This window comes from Chitinophaga sancti (assembly GCF_034424315.1).
Classification (GTDB): Bacteria; Bacteroidota; Bacteroidia; order Chitinophagales; family Chitinophagaceae; genus Chitinophaga; species Chitinophaga sancti.
This window is the reverse complement of the sequence record NZ_CP139972.1, coordinates 4,735,088-4,758,190: the sequence shown is the minus strand read 5'-3', so window position 1 is coordinate 4,758,190 and position 23,103 is coordinate 4,735,088. Positions and strand designations below refer to the sequence as shown.

Annotated in this window: 15 protein-coding genes; 7 read left to right on the top strand and 8 right to left on the bottom strand. The window is 45.5% G+C overall.

The features are described from left to right. Nucleotides 1–12 precede the first annotated feature (12 nt). The 4 genes from U0033_RS18305 (at nt 13) to U0033_RS18290 (ending at nt 8,056) form a co-directional block, all read left to right on the top strand. Nucleotides 13–1,677 carry a RagB/SusD family nutrient uptake outer membrane protein gene (locus tag U0033_RS18305; RefSeq protein ID WP_072364379.1) on the top strand — a complete coding sequence of 555 codons (1,665 nt, stop codon included), beginning with the start codon at nt 13–15 and terminating at the stop codon, nt 1,675–1,677. Further along, entirely contained in the window at nt 1,678–4,869 is a 3,192-nt protein-coding gene (locus U0033_RS18300) for an alpha-mannosidase (protein ID WP_072364377.1), read from the top strand. Beyond that, entirely contained in the window at nt 4,866–7,190 is a 2,325-nt protein-coding gene (locus U0033_RS18295) for a glycoside hydrolase family 3 N-terminal domain-containing protein (RefSeq protein ID WP_072364376.1), read from the top strand. The genes U0033_RS18300 and U0033_RS18295 overlap by 4 nt, the downstream gene beginning before the upstream one ends. A 182-nt stretch (nt 7,191–7,372) precedes the next feature. After that, complete coding sequence (locus U0033_RS18290; RefSeq protein ID WP_072364375.1) at nt 7,373–8,056, top strand: hypothetical protein; 684 nt, start codon at nt 7,373–7,375, stop codon at nt 8,054–8,056. 127 nt (nt 8,057–8,183) lie between these two features. Here U0033_RS18290 and U0033_RS18285 read toward each other — a convergent pair whose 3' ends face one another. From U0033_RS18285 to U0033_RS18275, 3 genes are all read right to left on the bottom strand, one after another. After that, nucleotides 8,184–9,686, bottom strand: a complete 1,503-nt coding sequence (locus U0033_RS18285; RefSeq protein ID WP_143150889.1) for a glycoside hydrolase family 28 protein — start codon at nt 9,684–9,686, stop codon at nt 8,184–8,186. Nucleotides 9,687–9,808: 122 nt separating this feature from the next. Beyond that, a complete protein-coding gene (locus tag U0033_RS18280) occupies nt 9,809–11,680 on the bottom strand; it encodes a glycoside hydrolase family 127 protein (protein WP_072364373.1) in 1,872 nt (623 codons plus the stop codon). Then, nucleotides 11,670–13,424: a carbohydrate binding domain-containing protein gene (locus tag U0033_RS18275; RefSeq protein ID WP_072364372.1), complete on the bottom strand. Its 1,755-nt coding sequence runs from the start codon at nt 13,422–13,424 to the stop codon at nt 11,670–11,672. Before U0033_RS18275 ends, U0033_RS18280 begins: the two co-directional genes overlap by 11 nt. Before the next feature lie 456 nt (nt 13,425–13,880). On the opposite strand from U0033_RS18275, the gene U0033_RS18270 reads away from it, so the two are divergent. Next, nucleotides 13,881–14,696, top strand: a complete 816-nt coding sequence (locus U0033_RS18270) for an AraC family transcriptional regulator (protein ID WP_177318695.1) — start codon at nt 13,881–13,883, stop codon at nt 14,694–14,696. On the opposite strand, the gene U0033_RS18265 is transcribed toward U0033_RS18270, so the two are convergent. Next, nucleotides 14,647–15,702, bottom strand: coding sequence for a sensor histidine kinase (locus U0033_RS18265; RefSeq protein ID WP_072364370.1), 1,056 nt, complete (start codon nt 15,700–15,702; stop codon nt 14,647–14,649). The two genes, U0033_RS18270 and U0033_RS18265, sit on opposite strands and share 50 nt — an antisense overlap. Before the next feature lie 186 nt (nt 15,703–15,888). On the opposite strand from U0033_RS18265, the gene U0033_RS18260 reads away from it, so the two are divergent. Both U0033_RS18260 and U0033_RS18255 read left to right on the top strand, forming a co-directional pair. Next, the gene (locus U0033_RS18260) at nt 15,889–18,252 is read left to right on the top strand and encodes an outer membrane beta-barrel family protein (RefSeq protein ID WP_083571776.1); all 2,364 of its coding nucleotides are present in this window, start codon (nt 15,889–15,891) and stop codon (nt 18,250–18,252) included. 25 nt (nt 18,253–18,277) lie between these two features. Further along, nucleotides 18,278–18,982 carry a hypothetical protein gene (locus U0033_RS18255; protein ID WP_072364368.1) on the top strand — a complete coding sequence of 235 codons (705 nt, stop codon included), beginning with the start codon at nt 18,278–18,280 and terminating at the stop codon, nt 18,980–18,982. Nucleotides 18,983–19,176: 194 nt separating this feature from the next. On the opposite strand, the gene U0033_RS18250 is transcribed toward U0033_RS18255, so the two are convergent. The 4 genes from U0033_RS18250 to U0033_RS18235 form a co-directional block, all read right to left on the bottom strand. Continuing rightward, complete coding sequence (locus tag U0033_RS18250) at nt 19,177–19,857, bottom strand: pirin family protein (RefSeq protein WP_072364367.1); 681 nt, start codon at nt 19,855–19,857, stop codon at nt 19,177–19,179. Continuing rightward, nucleotides 19,854–20,348, bottom strand: a complete 495-nt coding sequence (locus U0033_RS18245; protein WP_072364366.1) for a hypothetical protein — start codon at nt 20,346–20,348, stop codon at nt 19,854–19,856. Before U0033_RS18245 ends, U0033_RS18250 begins: the two co-directional genes overlap by 4 nt. Before the next feature lie 128 nt (nt 20,349–20,476). Further along, nucleotides 20,477–21,232 (bottom strand): dioxygenase family protein, encoded by a 756-nt coding sequence (locus U0033_RS18240; RefSeq protein ID WP_072364365.1) that lies wholly within the window; start codon nt 21,230–21,232, stop codon nt 20,477–20,479. Between the two features lie 187 nt (nt 21,233–21,419). Then, nucleotides 21,420–22,841 carry a membrane dipeptidase gene (locus U0033_RS18235; RefSeq protein ID WP_072364364.1) on the bottom strand — a complete coding sequence of 474 codons (1,422 nt, stop codon included), beginning with the start codon at nt 22,839–22,841 and terminating at the stop codon, nt 21,420–21,422. Between the last annotated feature and the right edge of the window lie 262 nt (nt 22,842–23,103).

The following is a 23,103-nucleotide window of genomic DNA, read 5'->3' as shown; positions in this document are numbered from 1 at the left end:
AAAAAGAAAGCAATGAAGATGAAATATATTTTATTGGGAGCGCTTAGCTTGTTTTTAGCGTCCTGTAGTAATAAGGTGCTGGATGAAAAGCCGATCGATTTTGTATCGGGTGCCAATGCCTTTGAATCGCCCAGTGATGTGGAGATGGGGGTGGTAGGCTTGTATAGCCTGGGACGTAACTGGTACAGTAATGTGGATGAGAAGTATATGTTCTGTTATGTAGCATTGGGTACGGACGAAGCCTATTATGGCGAAGATCCTGCCGGTGGTACTTTGTGTAACTGGGATACGGAGATCGTACCTACGGGTTCACTACCGCAACAATATTGGACCAAAGCTTTTGACCTGGTATACCAGGCTAATACAGTGCTGCAGGGGATTGATAATTTTGTATGGACGGATGCCAGTCAGCGTGCAGGGTATATAGCTGAGGCGAAATTTTTCAGGGCATTCAGTTATCGCATTTTGGTGACGATGTATGGTGATGTGCCTTTGCTGACAAAGCCTGTCTCTACACCGAGAACTGATTTTGTAAGAGCCAGCAAGGATTCTGTCTATTCTTTGATTGAAGAGGACCTGGCATATGCTGCTGCTAATTTACCTAAGAGAGGAAGTGAAGCAGCTGCGGGCAGGTTGACACAGGGTGCTGCCTGGCATTTACTGAGTGATGTATACCTGGCACGTCAAAAGTACCAGGAGGCGGCAGATGCCGCTTCGCATGTCATCAATGATTATGGGTACGCATTGATGACGAAGCGGTTCGGCAAACAGCTGAATATCTTCGCAAGTGAGAATGCATTCTTTGACCTGTTTACCATGGATAACCAGAACCTGAGTGATAACAGGGAAGCGATCTGGGTGATTCAAAATGAACCTAATACCACAGGTGGTGGCCAGTATTCCGGTGAGCGTGCCTTTGGTCCTGCTTATTACAGGGTGGGTAATGCGCCTGATGGTGTGAAGGCAATCAAGGGCCAGTTGTACAATGGCACTTACACCGGTTACAGCGATACCCTGGGCAGACCGGTAGCCTGGTGCAGACCTACCAATTACCTGGCTTACAACATCTGGAATGGCGACTGGAATGATGACAGAAATGCTGAAGCGAATATCAAGCGGCATTTCTATTTCGATAATCCTGCTTCTTCTTACAATGGTAAGGTGATTGACTGGAAACTGTATAGCAGCCGTTCCAGTGCACTGAAAGATACTACGCAATATCTCTTTCCTTATTATATGAAAGTGGCAGCGCCATTGAACCACTATACTGACTTAGGTAGGTCTGGCGGTGGGTATAACCACAAGGACCTGTATGCTATGCGACTGGCAGAGACTTATCTCTTGAGGGCGGAGGCCTATTTAGGATTAGGTGATGCCGGTAAAGCGGCAGATGATATTAATGTAGTACGGAGCCGTTCGCATGCCGCTACGATTAGCGCGGGTGATGTAACGATCGATTTTATTCTCGATGAAAGAGCGCGGGAATTGTATGCAGAAGAATGGCGGATGCTCACTTTGATGCGGTTAAAGAAATTGGTGGAGCGTGTCAGGAAATACAATAATGATCCCTCGAACCCTGGTGTAGGTATCCTGGATCATCAAAATTTATTTCCTATACCGCAGTCTGATATTGACTTGAATACAGGCGCGGTATTGACACAAAACGAAGGCTATTAAATGAAAAAGCACATCTTAATTTTTGCAGGTCTCCTGGGTTTTACATTTTCAACAGCTCAGACTAAATACAATATCGCGAAAGATAAAGTATTATATACGATTGGTTATTCACACCTGGATACGGAGTGGAACTGGGATTATCCACAGGTGATCGATGAATATATCAAAAACATCATGACGGAGAACTTTCCTTTGTTTGAGAAGTATCCGGACTATGCTTACAATTTTACAGGCTCCCGCCGCTACCATATGATGAAGGAGTATTATCCTGATATGTATCAAAGGGTGAAATACTATATCGCTAAGGGCAGGTGGCATGTATCCGGATCATCTGTAGATGAGGCAGAAACTGTGATGGCTACACCGGAATCAATATTAAGACAGGTGCTGTATGGCAACAATTTCTTTCAGAAAGAATTTGGGGTAGTCAGCCAGGATTATATGTTGCCGGATTGTTTTGGATTCCCTGCGAGTTTGCCTTCAGTATTACATCATGCAGGGTTGATCGGGTTTTCCACACAGAAGTTAACATGGGGTTCTGCGGTGGGTATTCCTTTTAATATTGGTACCTGGTATGGCCCCGATGGCAATGGGCTGCTGTCTGCTTTGAATGGAGGTTCCTATGTAAGTCATGTACCTGTGCGCCTGGACCTGGATGAGGGATGGAGCAAGCGATTGGATAATAACAGGAAGAAATCAGGGTATGCCTTTGATTTCCATTATTATGGTGTAGGAGACCAGGGTGGTGCACCGAGGGAAAATGATGTAAAGCATGCGGAAGGAAGTTTGAATAATGCGGATAGTAAGTTTAAGGTATTGCTGACATCTTCTGACCAGATCTTTAAAGACATTACGCCGGAGATACAAAAGGACTTACCCACATATAAAGGGGAATTGTTATTGACAGAACATAGCGCCGGTTCCATTACTTCCCAGGCTTTCATGAAGAAAATGAACAGGAAGAATGAGTTGCTGGCAAAAGCGGCTGAGCAACTGGCGGTGATGGCAGATTATAAAGGTGGGGCGGCATACCCTTTTGCGAAATTGAATAATGCCTGGGAATTGGTATTAGGCAGCCAGGTACATGATGTATTGCCGGGTACTTCTATTCCAAAGGCGTACGAGTATGCATGGAATGATGAGTATGTAGCGGCCAATGGATTTGCTGCGGTGTTAGAAAATTCATTGAAGACTTTGACAAAGGAAATGGATACCCGTGTGAAAGGCCGTGCTATCGTGGTATATAATCCGCTGGCTATAGAAAGGGAGGATGTGGTGACCGCTAGTTTGTCATTTGATAAAGTGCCGGAAGATGTGGTGGTATATGGACCTGATGGCAAGGTAGTGAACAGCCAGGTCATTGAGCGTACAGCGCATGCCCTGAAATTTATTTTCCAGGCAAAGGTGCCTTCAGTAGGACTGGCGGTGTATGATGTGAGGATTGGCAGTGTGAAACAAAGTACGGAACTGAAGGTGAGCGGGCATTCATTAGAGAACGAGTTTTATAAAGTAACTGTCAGTGCGGATGGGAATATTGCCAGCATCTACGACAAGGTTACAAAGCGTGAGTTGCTGAGCAAACCTGCTGTACTGGATTTTCAAACAGAAAAATCTTATACCTGGCCTGCATGGAACATGGACTGGGATGAGCGTCAGAAACCACCATTTGATCACCTGGACAAGGAAGCGAGCCTGCGCGTAGTAGAGAATGGTCCGCTGCGTGTAGCACTTGCCGTGAGCCGTAAAGGTTTGGGCTCACAGATGACCCAGGTTTTGAGTCTTGCCGCCGGATGTAAGCGTCTTGAGATTGACAACCTGCTGGACTGGCAATCAAAGGGTGTGAGCCTGAAGGCGGCATTTCCTCTCACTGCTGTAAATGATAGCACCACCTATAATATGGGTGTAGGTACGATTGCAAGGCCCCGCAATCATGAGAAAGCCTACGAGGCACCTTCTAATCAGTGGTTTGATCAGACAGATAAAAGCGGGCAATTCGGGGTATCTATCCTGGAGGATTGTAAGTATGGATCTGATAAACCGAACGATACCACCCTGCGTTTAACCCTGCTGTTTACACCCAAACCTGATAAGCGCTATGTTGTTCAGGGTACACAGGATTGGGGCAGGCACACCTTTAAATACGGCATCTATGCCCATGAAGGTGACTGGCGCAAGGGCTTAACGCCATGGCAGGGCCAGGCTTTAAATCAGCCATTGCTGGCATTCGAAACAGATGCACATGCAGGTAAAGATGGTAAGCAGGTATCTATGTTAGCGATTAGCACACCACAGGTAGGTGTGATGGCATTTAAGAAAATGGAAGGGGCGGATGATTATTATATCGTGAGACTAAACGAGCTGCTGGGTATCGATACACATGGCGTCACCGTACAGTTTTCTGCAGGTATCGCAGATGCGTATGAAGTGAATGGCCAGGAAAAGCGCATCGGTACAGCAAAGTTTGATGGGCAGCATGTATTTTTTGATATGGGACATGATGCTATCAGATCTTTTGCTGTAAAGTTCGCTCCAACTGTAGCAATTAAAAGCGTAGTGGCGCAGGGCCCTGTGTCACTACCTTTTAATGTAGATGCATTCAGCTATGACAATAACAGGGATGATGGCAACCTGAAAGGCCGGTATAGTATACCCGCTGAACTGGTGCCGGATACCATTGTGAGTGAGGATGTGCAGTTTAAAATGGGAAGTCGTGCTGATGAGGATAGTAATGCAGTGATTTGTAAAGGACAGGAAATAGCGCTGCCGGATGGCGATTACAATGCTGTGTATATCCTGGCAGTTGCAGATAAGGATACCCTGGGGAATTTTGACATTGATGGCAGGATTACACCTGTAGGTATCCAGGAATGGACAGGTTATATCGGTCAGTATTACAATCGTCGTTTTGAGCAGGATGAGATCACGGTGAAAAGCATTGCGGACCCATTTGTGAAAAAGGATAACATTGCCTGGTTTGCTTCTCACAGGCACCTGGCATATCCTTCAAAGAATGAGGCGTACAATTATAGCTACCTGTACAAATACAGGATAGCGATTCCTGCGCATGCTAAGCACATTACGCTGCCGGAGAATAAGAACATTAAAATATTTGCAATTACTGTAGTGAAAGAGACCGCAAAGGATGTAGTGACTTTGCAGCCTTTGTATGATGACTTTAGTTATAAATTATGAAGCAGCTTTTAATAATACTTTGTGCTATACTATTCCACTCTATTTCTTATGCTCAGATAGATCTTAACAAAAATGGGAAGAAGGATGTGTATGAGGACCCGAAGGCAAATATCGAAGAGCGGATCAGTGATCTGATCGCGCAAATGACGATGGAAGAGAAAACCTGCCAGCTGGCTACGTTGTACGGTTCAGGGAGGGTGTTGAAAGATGCCCTGCCTACACCGGAATGGAAGACGAAGATCTGGAAAGATGGGATCGGGAATATCGATGAAGAGCATAATGGGGTGGGTAAGTTCAAATCAGCATATGCTTTTCCATACAGCAAGCATATTGAAACGATCCATACGATTCAAAAGTGGTTTATTGAAAATACCCGTTTGGGTATCCCGGTAGACTTTACCAATGAAGGGATACGGGGTTTATGTCACGACAGGGCCACTTCTTTCCCCGCACAATGCGGGCAGGGAGCGACCTGGGATAAGAACCTTATTTACAACATTGGTATGGTGGAAGGCAAGGAAGCCAGCGCCTTAGGTTATACGAATATTTATTCCCCTATACTTGATATTGTACAGGATCCTCGCTGGGGCCGTGCGGAAGAAGTGTATGGCGAGGATCCTTTCCTGGTAGGACAGTTGGGGAAACAAATGATCCTGGCTTTGCAAAAGAATGGGGTGGCGGCTACGATCAAGCATTTTGCCGTATATTCTGTACCGGTAGGTGGCAGGGATGGTGGCACGAGAACCGATCCCCATGTGGCCCCCAGGGAGATGAAAACCCTGTACCTGGAACCTTTCAGGGTAGCGGTGGAAGAAGCACATGCTATGGGGGTGATGAGTTCTTACAATGACTATGATGGCGTACCGGTGACGGGAAGTTCTTATTTCCTGACCGATATCCTGAGGCATCAATGGGGTTTTAATGGGTATGTCACTACTGATAGCAGGGCGCTGGAATTTATTACGGAGAAGCATAAGGTAGCACCTACGATGGAGGATGCGGTGGCGATGGCGGTAAATGCAGGGGTGAATATCAGGACTGATTTTTCTATCCCTGAAGATTTTCTCAACCCATTGCGAGAGGCGATCAAAGATGGCAAGGTCTCTATGGAGATGCTGGATAAAAGGGTGGCTGAGGTGCTAAGGGTAAAGTTCCGTTTGGGTTTATTTGATAATCCTTACAGGGGAGATGCGAACCAGGTTCATACTGCTGCGGCCCAGGCCTTATCGCTGCAGGCAGCCCTGGAATCTATTGTATTGTTAAAGAATGATGCACATACCCTGCCCTTGAGCAAATCTTTGAAATCAGTAGCTGTAATAGGCCCGAATGCAAAAGAAGTAGAAGGACTGTTATCGAGGTATGGTCCAGCGAATGCGCCTTTGATCACAGTATATGATGGTATCAAAGCGATGCTGCCGGGGGCAGCTGTGGGTTATGAGAAGGGGTGTGATATAGTGGGTAAACATTTCCCGGAGGATGAGATCCTGGCTTTCCCGGCTGACAGTGCTGAGCAAAGTATGCTGGATGCAGCGGTGGACCTGGCAAAAAAATCTGAGCTGACCATCCTTGTACTGGGAGGTTCTGAAAAGACGGTGCGGGAAGACCGTTCCCGGACCAGTTTAGATCTGCCCGTTGTACAGGAGCGTTTACTGGAGGCCGTATATGCTACCGGCAAACCTGTAGTACTGGTATTATTAGATGGCCGTGCCGCCAGTATCAATTTTGCACAGCGTAATATTCCGGCTATTATTCATGGATGGTTCCCGGGTGAGTTTGGGGGCGAGGCGATTGCCTCCGTTTTGTTCGGGGATTATAACCCGGGGGGTAAACTGGCGGTGACTTTCCCTAAATCAGTTGGACAGATCCCCTATGCATTTCCATTCAAGCCCGGTTCAGAGGCATCTGCCAAAACTGCGGTGAATGGAGCCTTATATCCATTTGGGTTTGGGCTGAGCTATACTACATTCGGGTATAGTGAGCTGAAAGTGACCCCAGCGCAGCAAGGACCTGAGGGGAATATTACTGTTAGCTGTAAGGTCAGGAACACGGGGAGTGTAAAAGGTGATGAGGTGATACAATTATATATTCATGACGAATTTAGTAGTGTGATAACCTATACGCAGGTGTTGAGAGGGTTTGAAAGAGTCACCCTGGCACCGGGGGAAGAGAAGGAAGTGAGTTTTGTGTTAGGGAAGCATGAATTAGGGTTGTGGGATATCAACGATCATTTCACCGTGGAGCCCGGGAAATTTGAAATAATGGTAGGGAGTTCTTCTAAAGATATCCGGTTGCGGGGCAGTGTTGAGATTGTGAGTAAATAATAAAAAACGCTCCTGTCTTTTGATAGGAGCGGTTTTGTTTTAAGGGATGGCTGATTTTAAACAAGACGAATAATTTATATATGTAGGGTCGCTTCCCCTTTCTTAATAAAAAGAAAAACTAATTGATAATCATTTTAATTTGAGAAAATGTAAATTGTCACCTAGTTCGTAAAGCTATCCTAATGACGTCCAGAGAAGAATTAAAATCAGCCATAGACCTTCAGCTCCGGGTAGTACTGGAGAAATATAATTGTATAAGGGGGAGTATCCGCTTTCAGGCACCTGCCCTACTGTCCATGAACGGAATCAGAACTGACGGAAAGCCGGTGTTGATATGGCCGACAGATAAAAAGCTCGATTCACTGGTATCCAGATATGTATTTCAGGAACCGGAACTGGGTGGTTTGATTGTGCAGGCTGACCTGGCCATGAACCAGTTTGTGTATAAACAGGTGAGTAAGGGCCGGCTACAGCAGGAGGCACAACAGGTACAAAAGAAAAGAGGCCAGGAGGTGCGTAAGCAACAGGAAAACTGGCGCAGGTTACTGGAAAGTAAAACAGAGCTGTATGGTCTGCCCCTGGCAGAGCAGGTAGCAAATCGATTGCAGACAAGGAGTTTTGGATTCGGGCACCGTGATTATTGCGGCATGGGCCTGGAGTATCGCAATGGTGCTTATTATTATGGTGGATTGTGGGATGGGATGATGGATGATAAGGTGCGGCTCTTTCTCTCCCGGGAGGAATTTGTAGGCTGGCTGGCAAACCAGTCAGATGCATCTTTGTCGAGACTGGATGAAATGGATGCTTTTTATTGGGGCAACCAGACGGTAACGAGACAACGATTACTGGAATTTATTTCAGAATAGAACATTCATGAAAGAGGGAATTCACCAGCAGGAATGAAAACCATTTTCAGCATAAAGAGCTTGTATTAAAAGTAATTGGAAGGTACTTAATGCCGGAAGTTTTACTTTTAATACAAGCTCTTTGCCTTTACTTAGTTAAGGAAGGATCATCCAATACCGGGTCTTTCACATTATTTAATATAATCAACGGCTTAGATGCTGCTTTATTAATCTTCACTTTTTCTAATTTCAAGCTGGTCACGTCATCGAAAATACAGGCTGTACGGAATTCTTCCCCGGTATAGTTCAGTTTTACATTTTTAAAGGTAATGCCAGCCGCATGTCTTACATAGAAAGCCCATGCCGGCAGTTCCCTGAACATGGAAAACTCAGGGTAGTCACTGATCGCCTCCGGGATGCGGTGCAGGGAATCCACGTTCATATTGGCCACCGCCATTTTAGACTTTTCAGCATAGGTAATATCTATATTCTCTAAGGTCACATCCTGGATGATGTGGCCTGGAATACCATAGATCCCGGCAGGGAAAGTATTGTGTTCAAACAGTTCAGGGGGGCCTTCCATATTATACCCTGCATCTGGCTTAGTAGCTGGTATGTCTGCTTTTACATTGGAAATGCGCACCTTGCGGAGGGTACCCGGTTCACGGCGTGCCTGGCGTTTTCCCAGGCGAAGGAAGATGGCATTACCGGTATTCTTCGCGGTGATATTACTGATATCAATGTTTTCCACGATACCGCCATCTACTGTTTCGATGGCGATGGCGGAGCGGAATGTGTTATATACATAGATGTTTTTTACAGTAATGTTTTTGAACCCTCCCCAGGAGGCGGTGCCCATTTTAAAACCGCTGGCGCTGGAACGGACCTTACAGTCGGCGATATAGATATTCTCACAAAGGCCGGCAGTATCGTGCGATTTCAGGCAGATACCATCATCTGCCACATCAAAACTGCTGTTGGTGAGTTTTACGTTTTTACAGTCTACCAGGTCGATGCCATCATTATTCAGGAAGGTATTGCTGATTACCTTTATGCTGTCAAACATCATGTCTGTACAACTTACATAGTCCTGGATCCAGCAGAGGCCATTCAGGATCGTCACATTTTTTACAGTTACATGTTGGCAATTGGTGAATGCAATCAGTTTTGGACGGTTGTTTTCTTCCGGCCGCATTTGCCCCCATTCGTTATAATGCTGCCATTCTTTATCTTTTAAGGTGCCTTTTTTCAGCATGTCGAAGATGTCTTTCAGCAGCAGTTCACCCTGGCCATCGATCGTGCCTTTCCCGGTGATGGCGATGTGCTGTTGGTTGTCTGCCACAATGAGGGCAGAGGCTTTACCCGGGCCATAATCTTTACGGCTGGTGGTAGCGAGGAGGAAGGCGTTGGGAGCGAGGTGCAGGGTTACGCCTGATTTTAATGCGATGACCCCGGTCACGAATTTACCGGCGGGTACGACTACTGTGCCACCACCGGCAGCAGCAGCTTTGTCGATAGCTTCCTGGATAGCGCTGGTGTTGTTGGTTTTGCCGTCACCTTTGGCGCCGTAGCTGGTGATGGGGAAGTTTTTTTGTTGCGCGGAAAGTTGAGAATAGTTTAAACATAACAGTAGAATCAATGCCCTCATCATATCTTGTTGATTTTAAGTGTCAACAAGATAATAATACCATTTCAAAAAAGAACAGCTTCCACCTTTGGCAGAAGCTGTTTTTTTAGGAGGGTGCCTGTGGCAGGCTTAAAATAATGCAATTTTTATTGTTGCAACCATACGCTATAGGGCAGGTCGTCTTTGTTGGCGACCATATAAAAAGGGATCAGGCCATTGATGCTGGCCTTTGCTGGTGCGGTTTTGATGGTGTCAGGCCCTTCTTTTGCATAGACGACCGGACCGGCGGCAATGGCCACTTTTCTTTTTAATTCCCGGATATCTGGATGGGGGTAAACCATCCTGGGTGTGATAGGAAGATCTATGGTAATAGTGTCTCCCTTTTTCCAGGTTCTCGCAATGGTGAGATAACCGTTTAGGGTTTTTACAGCTATGGGCTGCTTATTCACCGTTACAAGCACTTTACCTGTTAATAAAGATGTATATAAATCAAATGGATTTTCTTTGCCTGTTGCCCAGCCTGGAATACGGATATGTAGGGGAATGGATTGACTACCTGCACTGGTTACCCTAAGCAGTACACGACCATTGGCAGGATATGCGGTAGTTTGTTCCAGGCTGATGTTCTTTAGTTTGGCTTTGCTGCTGATGAATAAATTTACATACACACCATTATTACTCTCTCCATAAATATATTGAGGTAATGCGCCTATCATCTTCAAAAACATTGGCGGACAGCAAGGGCAATCATGCCATACCCAGCGACTGCGATGTGTGGCGGTCAATGGATTTTCATAGAAATAATGTGTGCCATCCTGCGAAACACCTGCCAGGAGATTATTGTAAATCACCCGCTCAAATTCATCCATATACTTCCCATCTTCTTTCAGCTCATTCATCTTTTCACTAAAGAATGCGGCACCGACAGCAGCACAGGTTTCCAGGTAGGCAGATTCGGGGAGGTAATAGTCCGGGCCGAACTTCTCGTCTTCGGGAATGGCTCCCTGGCCCCCGGTGATGAAGGTGCGTTTGCCCGCCATATTGTTCCAGTAGTTGTCAGCAGTAGTAATATATGCCGGGTCATGATTCAGTAACGCAGCAGTCGTGATACCTGTAGCCAGCAGGGTAGCGCGAACGGCATGCCCTTCGATGGTTTGCTGTTCGAATACGGAGCTTTGATCCTGGTTGTAGGCACCATAGCTTTCGCGGGTACTGCCATCAGGATTGTTGTAATGCCCCCTGTCAGTGATCCAGAAAAGTGCTGTGGATAAGTAATGATCTGGAGTAACGGGAACGGCTAATTTTAGTGTAGGGTGATCTTTGAATAACTGGTACAGTTTAAGGAAGGCTTCTTCAGGCCCACCATGACCGGGAATAATATTTGCCTTTGGCGCAGGACCCATTTGGGTATAAATGTAGTTGGCCATTTTCACAGCTACGGTCAGCAAGGTGGTTTTACCCGTAGCCTTGTAATAATGTACGCCTGCTTCTACCAGCATGCCTGCGTTGTAGAGGTCATGCTGCCAGCGTTCATTTTGCCAGCGTTTGTTGGAATTGACCAGGGTCGTATAGGTATTTAGGTAGGCATCCGGATCTGCGGCCTGTGCTGCAGCGATGCGTGTGATATAGCCATCCAGTTGCTGCTCCAGTGTAGGATCAGGGTATTGTACCAGCAGGTCTGCAGCACCCCTGATGGATTCGTATACCAGGCCATCATACCAGGGAGGGCCATCGTGTGTGCCGATGTCCTTTTTGCCCTGGGCTACCAGGTCAAAGTTGTGAAAAGCATTGCGGGTATGCCCCAGTTTTTGTTTTTCATCAACCAGGTCTTTCCGGTCCGGTTCGTATTTACCTTCCAGTTTATTCAGTACATCGTATACTGTTTTATGTGACCAGGTGGCGAGTTTTGGTGACCAGAAAGGGTCGTTGACGCTCACCTGGGTGAGGGGCAATGGATGGATCTGTGCAAATGAAATTTTGCACAGGAGTAATAATAGAAGGATGGATTTAATTTTCATATCTGATAATCGTATAAGAAGCAGGTGGAAAAGTATATTTTAATTTGTCAGCAGTGGTTGTATGCTCAGTATATACTGCATCGGAGAGTTGGCAGATGGTGGCATTGCGGGCCTTGTAATGATTGAGCATAACTTGTGCCTCGCAGGGTTTATTGAATGCATTGACGATATGCAGGACGATGGTGTTACCATCTTCACTAATCGTCGCGGTGACATCCAGGGTGGTATCTGTAGTTGATTTGCACACAATGGGCAGGTGATTGGCTGCCGCCATTTTAGTAGCATAGAACGGTGGTACGCCCCATACGCTGGCAGGTGTAAAGAAGATCTGCCCCTGGTCCCAGCCATTATCGTTCTGGTGCAATGCCTGTAGTGCATTGGCAGCACAGGAGGTGAGTACAAATTCACCATGACGGCGTACGGCATTCAGGATAGAGGCATGGCCCAGTGCACGCTGCTGATTGTGCAAACCACCATTTTCTTCGAAGATGGCGCATTTCATTGTAGTGTGCGGGTTCCATTTTTTGAACAGGGCTTCCATTTGGGTGAGGTCTTTATCTACTTTCAGGCCTTCGCGCGGATCATCACCTCCTACATGAAGATCCCAGAAAGCGGCTTTGCCGTCGATGGCATTGAACAGCTTTTCAGTATTGGGAGATTCGGCTCTCCACCATACTGAGCATACAAGTTGCAGGCTGGTGTCTTTACTATGAATTGCATCGTATAGCTCATTGAACCGTTCTATGTAGTGAGCATATTGATCTGCCCTGTCACCATCAAAAAGTACTTCTTCATTCCCTATTTCAATATATTTCACTTTGTAGGGAGCAGGGTGTCCATCGGCTATTCGTTTACGGCCCCAGGTGGTATTAGCGGAACCTTTCAGGTATTCGACCAGGTCCCGGGCATCGGCAGCAGTCTCCTCAATGTTGATGGCAAATGCGGCATCAAAACCAGCGGCCTCACAGAATTGCAGGAATTCCAGGATGCCGAAGCCATTAGAAGAGTAGGGATACCAATGACCTTTGTAGGGAGGGCGTTGGTCGCGGGGGCCTACCATTTTCTTCCAGCGATATCCGGGTGCATTGACCATCGTACCGCCATAGCGCAGGAATCGCAGACCTTCTTCCTGCATTTTGACAGCAATATCTTTCCTGATGGGGAGCCCTTTGAACCGGGCTGTTTTGGGTGCCATCAAGGTAGCCTGGTCCAGCCAGAGTTTACCCTCACCGGCGGTATAAATGGCGAAGCGGGCATTGGAATCAGTAGCATTGGGTTTTAATTCAAAGCTGCACTTCTTCCATGCATTGGTGACGGGGCCGGTTTTTGTGCTGGCGTAGGTAGTACGGCCATCGGCACTTTGCAGGGCGATGGTGGCAGGCTGCGAACCCTTTAAATAAATACTCCCTTCCAGGGCCTGCCCTTTTTGTACGGCAATACCCCAGTGATTCAGGCCCTGGTTATAGATGCCACCTTTGTTGATGATGAGCTGGCATTTGCTTCCATTGTAAGCCTGTGTACTATCCGGGGCAAAGCTGCCTTCACCCATGGGTATCCACATACTGCTGACCCCATCTTTGGCCGGTTCTTCAAAGCTTTCGCCATAGAGGCGCTGATCGTAGAGACCGCCATAGATCTCGTGGTTCACATCTTCTATGCAGGAGCCATAGAGGGAATAAGGGATGTGGTTAAGCTGTTGATTCGCATTTACCTGGATAATTGAGACCTGAGCGTAACATTTCATGGATAATGATAACATTATCCAGAGTGGAATCGATTTCATGATCGTGTACTATTTAGTTTTCTATTTTCTAAAACGGGGGCCTTCGGCTGGCCAAACCTGGTACTTCGCCTGTGTAAAAAGGGAGATAACCCGCAGATAACCCGCCTATATCCCGCCTATAAGCCGCCTTTAACCCGCATTATATAAGAGGCGGGATATCTGCGGGTTATTGGCAGGTTATTCCCTGCTTAGCCCTATTATTAAGGAATTCTTTCTCTTACACCAGCCTGGATGTGCTATTTTTCAAGAATTCCCCTGCTGCCGGTACTGTTAAATTCAACATGATCTATCACCGATTTCAATAGCATTTGGCTAATTTTGTTCAAAAATGTAGGTTTAAACCGGATATCCTTTGCACACTTTTGACCTGTTTTAATACTGTATTGACTAATGGGTTTTTTCAGTGAAAATATAATAATGGGCGAAAAGCTCTTTGTTGTGAAAGAAGAGCGCTTTCCTTATAATGATTTCCCTTTGCATATTCACCCGGAATATGAGATCATTTATGTGATGAAAAGTAGTGGTAAACGCTATGTGGGGGATAGTATCGCTCCTTTCTGGCCCGGCGATCTTTGCCTGCTGGGGCCCAATCTGCCTCATACCTTTTATAATAAACACCTGCCGGGAGACAGGGAGGTACACCAGATCGTGATTCAATTCAGGGAAGATGTGCTGGGAGATGGATTTTTTGATAAGCCCATTTTCAGGCATATTAAGGCTTTGTTTGAGCGTTCCCTGTATGGGATTTCATTTAACAGTGATGTGCGCGATGCTGCTGCCCGGAAGATGCATGATATGGTGAATGGGGATGAAACGGAGGCATTGGCAGGGTTGATTAGTTTATTGAATTTACTGGCGCATGCGGGGCCGTATACATTGTTATCCGGTCATGTGACGGCCCATGTGGAAAAAGAAACGGAGCGGATGAACCGTATTTATCACTATCTCTTAGACAATTTTAAGAAGGATCTTACACTACAGGAGGTGGCAGGTATCGCACATTTATCCAATGAAGCCTTTTGCAGGTATTTTAAGAAGCATACCCGGAAGACCTTATCTGCTTTTGTAAATGACCTGCGCATTAGTTATGCCTGCAAGATGCTGCAACAGCAGCAGGAAGTATCGATTAGCGAAGTGTGTTATGAGAGCGGGTTTAACAATGTTTCCTATTTTAACCGGCAGTTTAAATTGCAAGTGGGAGTGTCTCCACTGCATTACCGGAGAAAGAAGTGATTTGCAGTTGAACGCTGAAATGATCTGTGGATTCTTTTATTTCCAGGCAGTACGCATTTGGGTATAAGAGGTCCAGTCTTCGTTTTACATTCTGTAAGCCGATGCCGCTGTATTCGCTGCAAGCCTTGTCAGTCGTACTGTTGCTCACCCTGAATACCAGCGTTTCTCCTTCCAGTTCCAGGTAAATATTGATCCAGTTCGCCTCATTCCCTGATACATGCTTGAATGCATTTTCAATAAATGTCATTAATATAAAGGGTGCTATCGTTAGCTGTGGTACGGGTTTGTCAGTGAAATGAACCTGTATACGCGTGTTCTTATTTTGTCTTAGTTTTTCCAGTTCAATAAAGTTCTCCAGGAAATTGATTTCCTTGTCGAGTGGAATGTGATGTTCGTTGCATTCGTACAACTGATGTCTTAGTAACTCCGAAAATTTAGCGAGTGAAGCGCTGGCGACATCCGGGTTTTTATGGATGAGAAAGAAGATGGAATTAATGCTGTTGAACAGGAAATGTGGATTAAACTGGTTACGGAGGAACCTGAGTTCCGTTTCCAGTTTTTCTTTTTCCAGTAATTGTTGTCTTTCTTTTGTTTTCATCCAGTGCTTCGCGAGTTTGATACTCATGGCCAGGGTCATGCTGGCGATGGTACTGGGCAGGACTTTGCCTACAAAACCCCAAAAGCAAAGATCGCTGGGGGCCGGTATTAAATAATATCCGCCTACTATACATAGTGTTGCTGTGACCAGGGTGAGGGCCAGGTAGCCCATGTAGGCAGCGTTCTTACCTTTCTGGAGGTAGTGGGGAATGAGATAATATAAATTGAAATACACGGCTACTGCCTGGAAGACGACATAAAAGGCGAACTCGACGGCATGTGGTGTGAACAGGATGGAATTGGCCGCCCTGAGCGGATCGCCGTAAGACACCACCCACCAGGCATAATGATACATGACCCAGAATGGCAGATGGTAGAGCCTGTAACGAAATAACCAATGCTTTTCCATATTCCTAATTTACGAAAAACCTGCATGGTGGCGGGTATAATTATATGAAATAACCGGGATAAATGGTGAAATGCAGCTGGTTATACATGAATGGGAAGACGGCGTTTCATCAATTATTTACTACGGGTGGTCATACGCTTTTTTCAGCGGGAGAGATTTTAGATTCTTTTGCTGAAAACATGCATTATGAAACCTCTTTTTCTGATATGCGCTTTCATCGCAATTTGCTCGTCTGCCATGGCGCAGGTAAGTGGCCAACTACAGGATGAGCAAGGAATACCGGTTCCTTTTGCCAATGTTATTTTGCTGAAAGCGGCTGATAGCAGCATTTTCAAAGGAGCAGTTGCTGATGAACAGGGTGGATTTCAAATTGATGCAGTACCGGCAGGAGCATATGTATTGCGGGTGAATGCGATTGGCTTTCAGGTGTTGAATGTATACGTTGCATCTATAGGAAATTTGGGTGTGCAGGTATTGCAACCGAATCGCCGGCAATTAGGAGAGGTGGTGGTGCGGGGAAGTAAGCCGCTTTACCAGCAACAGGAAGAGGGTATGGTGGTGAATGTGGAAAGTAGTATTCTCTCAAAGGGCAGTGCAGCGCTGGAGGTGTTGGAACGTGCACCAGGTATTATGATTGATCATAGAAATAATAGTATCTCTATGAATGGCAAGAGTAGTGTGATGGTGATGCTGAATGGGAAATTGTTACGGATGCCTGTTACACAGGTGGTCGCGTTATTAAGAGGTATGCGTGCGGATGATATAGAGAAGATTGAGCTACTTACTACGCCGGGTGCTAAGTATGATTCAGAAGGCGATGCAGGTATTATTAACATTGTGCTGAAGAAAAACGGGCGTGTTGGTTTTAATGGGAATGCCAGTGCTACTGCGGGTTATGGCTGGGGAGAGAAGGCTGGCGCCAGTGTGCAGTTAGGGTATAATAAATGGTATGGCTCTTATAGTTATAATCACAACAGGGCTAATTCGAACTGGCATGCAGTGGGTACGGCGATGGAGCCTTTGTATGGTGGCCTGACTTACTCTGATGTAACGGGTGTGATGCAGCCTGTGGAAAACAGTCATACTGCCAGGCTTGGTTTTGATGCAAAACATATGGGTGGCAGTTTATTGTATGGATATAGTCATACGCATTTGCATAATATCAATAGTGGTATGTTTAATGTATTGCCTGATTCTATTCTTTACAATCATGTAGATGTCAACGAATACATGAAATGGAAGAATACCATTGCAGATTTTTATGTGGAAGGAAAGCATTTGCTATTAAATTTAGATTACCTGCGCTATACATTAGACCGGCCCAGTAAAGCCGTTAATTCCTTTGTGAACCTGAAAGGACAGGAGATTGGGAATAACGATACATTGTTTGCACCGATGCAGGAAGGTTATGCCAATTCATTGATCCAGGTGGGTGTGGTGAAACTGGATTATACAAAGCAATGGAATGAAAAATTGAAACTGGAAGCTGGTGTGAAAGGGAGTTATAATCGTACAGAAAGTGCGTCTGGTATCAGGAGTCTTGTGAATGGTGAATATGTAACAGGCACTAATGCAAAGAATGACGGTGTGATGAAAGAGTTGATCAGCGCCGGCTATGCTTCTGTAAAATGGCAGCTGGATGCTACGACAGCATTGACGGTAGGCAGCAGGTATGAATATGCGGATACGCGATTGTCAGCAACGGAACGGAGGATGGGGAAGTTGTTCCCGGTGTTATCTTTTAATAAAACATTTGCGGGTGGGAATGAATTGTTTTTCTCTTATAATAAACGCATTACCCGGCCGGCTTATACTGATCTGGCTTCGTTTAAATCCTATACGGGCCCTAATTCTTATGAATCGGGGAATCCTTTATTACGGCCAACGATCACCAATATTATTAAGGTAGGCTACAACATCAAAGGCTATTCATTTTCCCTGCTGGCCAGCAGGGATGATCATCCAATTTCGCGCTGGCAGATGACGGAGACACCTGATAGTGCGGTGTTGATCGTGTCGTCGCAAAATATGTTGTGGCAGCATAACCTGGTATTCCAGGCAAGTATACCCGTGAAGCTCACGGAGTGGTGGAGTATGAATTATTCCCTGCTGGCGGCTTACCGGAAATTTAAACTGGACTATACACGTACTCCCGGAGAGAAGGGATACTTTACAGGAACTGTGAATTTCAGCGAGCAGTTTAAATTTCAAAAAGGATGGTCTGGGGAATTATCAGGTTTTTACTGGGGGCCTTCTTATGATGGCTCAAAGAAAGTGGGTGGTTTTGGAGAAGTGAATGCAGGTGTGAAGAAAGAACTGGGGAAAGGTACTTTGCAATTTGCTGTTGAAGATATTTTTGCAAACATGCATATCCCATTTTATTTTGGAAAGGTGGCGGAGGAAGCACATGATTTAAAAACTAAAGTAGTGTATACTGCGGAGTCTTCTTATTTCCCTGTTATGAAACTCACGTATAGCAGGGCATTTGGCGGATCAAAAGCAACGCATAAGGAGGGCGGGGCGCAGGAAGAGCGGAACCGGATCAATTAGAATAAATTGTTATTTTTGTCATACTATGACACCGTATATAACTTACCGTATTTTTGAATCCCGCGAAGAGGCTGCAGCTATGCAGGAATTGTTATCCAAAAACGGCATCCCTAATACTATGGAAGAGGGTAAGGCTATATTTGATACGCCGATTGTAGGCGCAATGAATATTCAGCATTACTTCGTGAAAATTCCGCAGGACCAATTCCTGGCTGCAAATGCACTACTGGAAGCAGCTATTGACCTCAATACACTCGAAGTGGAGGATGATTATTACCTGTTATCTTTTACAAATGCGGAATTGCTGGACCTGGTGAAGAAAAAGGATGAGTGGGGAGAGTTTGATTATGCGCTTGCAAAGAAGTTGCTGGCGGAGCGGGGGATTTCGCTGGGTGATGCGGAGCTGAAGGAGATGCATGAGGATCGGTTGCAGGAGTTGAAAAAAACCGAAGTACCTGAGGTGGATTACATATGGGGCGGATATATTGCCGCCGTATTAAATACAGTAGGAGGGGCTGGAATAGGACTTTATTTGCTTTCTGCTTACAGGAAATTACCTGATGGTACGATTGCTTATAAATTTGATAAAGATGCCCGCAGGCATGGGTTGTTTATATTGATATTGAGTATAGGAGTTGTGCTTGGGCATATGGCATATTGTCTCTATCAGAGTATTCCGTTTAGTCCTACCAAAGTAATTTTCTTTGGATTTGGAGATAGATTTTTTTAGTGACTTACGACTATCACAATGCACGCTGATTCGCATCACTAATTAGTGATAAACAATATTTTATCTTAGTGATAACATTCTTCTAAATGCTATAGGGCAGGAATTATGTATGAAAAAAAGAAACTCCTTATAAAAGATGGTAAATTGGAAGAGTGACGAAATGCGGCCCCGGACTGATTACCCGGGGCTTTTTTTTATATGGCTACTTCCAACAGCAGGATGATAGCATCATTGGATAATGCTTCCAGCTCCACTTCATCGAGTTCCCACAACCCAAGTCCATCGCCATTATGCAGCAACCTGTACTGCACTTCAAAAGCCCCTTCTATATTAAATACAAATACACCTTTGCCTTTATCTTTTAACGTGTAGGTCGTTGCTGCCCTTCCATTGAACTTGCCGATAGACAATGTATAGGTATCAGTATTGATTAATGGGATCAGCAGATCTTTATGGTTGAGATCGAAAGTGCTCAATGAAGCTGAATTGCTTATGGGTGTTTTGATCCATAGTTGCAGGAACTTCACCAGCTCATTTTCGTATGGGTTATGTATTTCGAAGGTATTGCCGGGTGTGAGGTGTAAAACCTGTACCTGCCCGGCTTCCAGTAAGCCATTATACCCCGCATCAGTCGTGAAGGTGATAGCGCCTACTATTGGTAAGAGGAGGATGTCTGCTGCTGTTTCTACTTCCATACGAAAACCTTTGCCACCTGCTAATACATCTTCGTTGAGTACATAGAGTGCGCCAAAGGCTTGTTTATGCTCATTGAAATACCTGCCAAAGTTGAATGTATTGTAAGTCCGGAACCAGGGCATTTCGTTATAGCCACGTTCATCAGACAGGTATATCTTTCCTTTTGACTGTGGGATCATGATTGAATAGAATAAATACTTAGGAATGGTTGTAAGCTGAACATTTCTGTGAGGGTTTCCCCGTTTCCCGGTTCATTGTTGACGGTTACCAGTAGTTGATTCCCGATGGTGTCATGCCAGCTGAGTGGTTCAGAAATAAAGTTCACGGCTACCTGGTGTTTGCGCTTGTCGGTGATATCAGAATTGACAATTTCGAATTTGAAATTCTTAAAAGGCAGGAATGTTTTTCCAATGCTGTTGGTGATATCGGGTACCATGCCGTTGAGTTGTTTGAGGTAGCCGATGATAGCGGGTGTGACGAGAAAATGTAAGCTGTCGGCATTGGGTACATGGGCGATCAGTTCGGCGAAGGTGTTATATTTTCTCTCCGGGTTGAATGTTTGTGCCTGTAAGAGGTATTCATACCAGGAGCCTTCGAAGAGTAGCTGATCCCAGGGTTTTGTATTCGATGCGTCGATGAGTTTGCGATATATGAGGCGGATACTTTTCATTGTTACTGTTAGGATGAAGGGCTGACTAAAAAGGGTCCCCCCTCTCGGGTGGGGGTGATGGAGACGAAATGGCTTTTACGTAATTCTCAGCGCCTTCATTTTACTTTTTAGTCAGGCCCAATAAGAATTTATGCGGCGACGTAGACGGTGTGTGTCAGTGTATAGCCAGCGGAAACGCTGCCTGTTACGGTAGCGAGTTCATTGGCCAGGGAATCACTGAATACCATGTCTGAGGTGTTGGAAGTATCCTGTTTACCGTGTGCTTTGTAATCGGAAGCTGTGGTGTATACGGTGTTACAAATATCAGTAGGGAATGCGATCTGCGTAATGAGCAGTGAGGTGCCACTGCTGTTATATACATGCACATGAATGTGCGGTGCTCTGCCTGAATACCAGCCCGGGAAGATAGTGGTGAAAGTAACTAAACCATTGGAGTCAGTAGTTTGCCTGCCTCTGAGAAAGTGGGAAGAGGTGTAATCAACACTGGTATAACCGCCACCCGGATTTACTACATATTCTGAATAGTAGCCAACGGCGGTGCAATGCCAGATGTCAACGAGTGCGCCGGAGAGTGCAGCACAACTGTTCTTTGTGTTAGCGATGGTGATCTTCACCGTAAGTGGTACACCCGCTTGTCCATCTACGATGTTGCTTCTTACGTAGGAAGATGGGGTTTTGGTAGGGTATGGTCCTGCTGTTTCGGTAGCGGTAACGGTGCAGGAGGAAGCAGCAGCGCTTCCGGTGGTAGTGCTGTCTGTAGTAGCACTGTCTGTAGTACTGGTGGTGGTATCGGTGTCTTTTCCACACGACGATACTGCCAGTGGGGCAACGGCTGCTAAACCTAAAGCAGCGAGGGTGTTTTTCAAGAAGATTTTTCTTTCCATGGCACGATGTTTAATTAAATATTTGTGTTGGTCGTAGTTGTAAATGTATCTTAGAATCGTGATTGGAAGCGGGTATTGTCGGTGAAGAATGGATTTGTTGCGGTGAATGGAAAGGTCTTTTTTACACTAAAAAAAATTGACCGGTTAAGATTAAACTTTGTGTTTCTTAACCGGTCTAAGTGCGGTTTTATATAAAATAAGTCTTTATAAATCGCAGTGCATTATCTGAAAAAATGCGGGTGATAATTTCATGTGGTGAGATCTGGTTATAGGATTGTAATACTGTCTTTCCCCTTCCCTGCATATAATTATATGCATGTCTTTCTAAGTAATCAGCGAGAAAAGGCATTTCTTCTGCTGTCCAGAATGCATTTAAGGGATCGATGATGCCGTCGAAGTCGCTGCCGATTGCGATATTATTCCATGCGAACAGGCCATGTGTATTGAGCAGTTCTGCAATGTGCTGGACCTGGTTCCAGAGTAGTGCGGAGCGATAGTGCATGATCTTATTTCTGAACAGGGAATGCGGTGTGTCGTGTAAGGTAGCTGCGCTGGCTATTCGGCGTTCATCGAGTTGTAAACCCATGATACCGTTGGATTGTGCGAGAAAGAGAATTTCTTCGTCGTAGAAATTGATGTCTTCCTGAAGTAGTTTGTAACCGGTTTCCAGGATATCGACTACGGGTTCGGTTCTTGAGCGCAGGCCATTGGCAGCGGCGTGGCTCATGATGAGGGGGATGTTTTTACCTTTTATATAATCGATGTACTCACTGCGGGCCAGTGCACTCATATGTTTGATGTCGATGAGGATGCGTTTATTGTCGGTGTTGTCCAGTAGAATTTCCAGCACTTGTTTGCCAAGATCGGTAAATCCTGTATTGATTCCTTTGCTTTGGTCGGTGGCATCGGCAACGAGACCACTGAGGCTTTTGGCGTGCCCGCAGAGATGATTCCAGAAATGATGTGCGAAGGTGACAAAGAAGGGTTTGAATTCCCATTGCTTTAATTCTCTTGCATGGGTGAGTACTTCATCAGGATTGGGATCGGTTTCTAAGCCGGTATTGAGTGCGTGCAGACCTTCGATGGTGAGCAGGAAACAAATGGTGGTGATGCCATCATTGAGGGATTGCCAGTATTCGATTTCGGTGTAGTTTTTAACGAGTACGTAGCGGTATTTGCCTTTGATGATCGTGTTGTGCAATTGGCGATAGAAATTGTATTCATCTTTCAGATCGGTGTAGTAATCGGTGATCTGCTGAATAAAGTTGATCCGTTCTTTGCCGATGCCGAGTGCAAAATCATTGAGTACATCGGAGACGTCACCGGTACCAAGCTTGTTATTCACAAACCATTTTTCCATTGGATACAATGATGGGCATACGATGTGGACATTGCCATAGGTAAGGGCAGTGGCATTGGCCTGTGAGAATTTGGTAAGACCACCGATGTAGTTAAGCAACTTGTCTGTAAGTGATGGTGGGTCATAATACCAGAGGCTATTAGGTTTTGAAGGATCGGGGCTGTTGGTGCGGGTGGGCGAAAGGCTGAAGCTTTTGCCATAGGGTTTCATTGCGGGATGGCAATGGAGGTCGATGTAAGGTGTTTCCATCTAAGGGGGTTTAGTTTAATAAAAAATAAAAGATGAATTTATTGGTGGGGTGCTAACTAAAGATAAGCAATTAGGGAGAACCACGAAAAGTACAACAGATAATATGTTTTATCAATTGACAGCAGGTGATAAGCGACTTAGCTTTGTTTGATTGAAAATATGTTCATTCCTTCCTTTATTGATACAGTGGAGCTGGCATACAATTGGCTATCAGAGGGTGGCCTTCTGTGTTTGGACAAAAATGCTTAATATAGCATACTGT